Here is a 1,451-nt window from a genome sequence, read left to right as displayed (position 1 = left end):
GCGTGAGCGCACCGACTCGGTGAACGGGAGGACCTCGAAGATGCCGGTGGCGCCTTTGAAGCCGCTGCGGCCGCACGAGTCGCAGCCCGTCCCCGCCCAGCCCTTGAGCCCCTTCGGCGCGCCGGGGATCTTGGCGGCGATCGAGTCGCTCTTCTCCATCGAGCACTCGGGGCAGTTCGTGCGCACGAGGCGCTGGCCCACCGCGAGCGTCAGCGCCGCGGCCAGCGAATGCGGCTCGGCGCCCATGTCGAGCATCCGGCGCACGCCGGAGACGATGTCGCCGGCCGCGAACGTGACGATGACGAGCTTGCCGAGGCCCGCCGCCTGGATGGCGAGGTGGACCTCCTCGACGTCCTGGATGGCGTCGAACGCCATGACGTCGGTGTCCTGGCGCATCCCGGCGGCGAAGTAGGATGCCGCATGCACCGGGGAGCCGGGGTTGACCATGACCTGCGCCACGGCGGGGATCTCGTAGTCGATCGAGCGCTCGAGCGAGTAGACCGTCTTGCCGACCTGCGCCGCGTGGTCGAGCAGCGAGTAGTACGTCGAGCTGCGGCCGCCGGCGACCGGTGCGCAGACCAGCAGCATCCCCCGCCCGCGCTCGACCATCGCCTGCAGCGCGCGGGCCTCGGCCTCGGTCAGCCCGAGTTCTGCGAGCGCACGCGGCTTGGGCTTGACTGCCGCGAGCTGAACGACCAGCCGCTGGCCGGAGACGGTCGGCACCGACGAGACCGTGAGCACGAGCTCCTTCTCGGCGATGCGGGTCTTCATGCGCCCGAGCGCGGGCAGCGTGTTCGGGACGGCCTGGAGCTTCGCGTATGCCTTGAAGCCCTCGACCAGCGCGGCCTGCATGGACAGCGGGGCGCTGCCGATCTTCTCGAGCTTGCCTTTCGTGCGGAAGACGAGGAAGAAGTCGTCCTTGTACGGCAACAGGTGGATGCGGTTGCTGCCGCGGCGGACCGCCTTCTCGAGGATCTCCGAGACGAGCACGGCCACCTTGCCGACGTCGGCCACGGCGAGCACGTCGAGGTCGACCTTCGGCACGTCGTCGGCGACAGCGGCCGCGACCACGTCGTCCACGGTGGGCGCGACGGGCGTCGGCGGCTCGGGCGCGGCCGGCTTCTTCTCGGGCGCCGGCTCCTCGAGCGTGGGGGCCTCGATGGGCTGGGCGGCCTCGGCCTCCTCGACCGGCGCCTCGAACAGGTCGGCGGCGTCGAAGACGAAGTCCTCCGGCGACACCTCGACCCCGGCGACCGGCTCGGGTTCGGGCTCCGGTCCTGCGACGGGCTCGAGTTCCGGCTCGGGTTCCGGCTCGGGCTCGGGCTCGGGCTCCGCGACGGGCTCGGGCTCCGGCGGCGCCTCCTCCGTGCCGGCAAGCGAGGCGGGCTCGCGGACCGCGGGCAGCGGCTCGGGCTCCGGCGCGGGCGGCTCCTCGGGCGCGGGCTCCGGCG

The 1,451-nt window shown here is 72.8% G+C and carries 1 protein-coding gene; it reads right to left on the bottom strand.

What is annotated here, in order from left to right:
- The coding region (locus FDZ70_10615; protein TLM66148.1) for a hypothetical protein at window positions 1-1,451 on the bottom strand (1,451 nt) is incomplete at both ends.

The sequence above is a fragment of the Actinomycetota bacterium genome (assembly GCA_005774595.1).
GTDB lineage: Bacteria > Actinomycetota > Coriobacteriia > Anaerosomatales > D1FN1-002 > D1FN1-002.
This window is presented reverse-complemented; position numbering and strand designations above follow the sequence as displayed.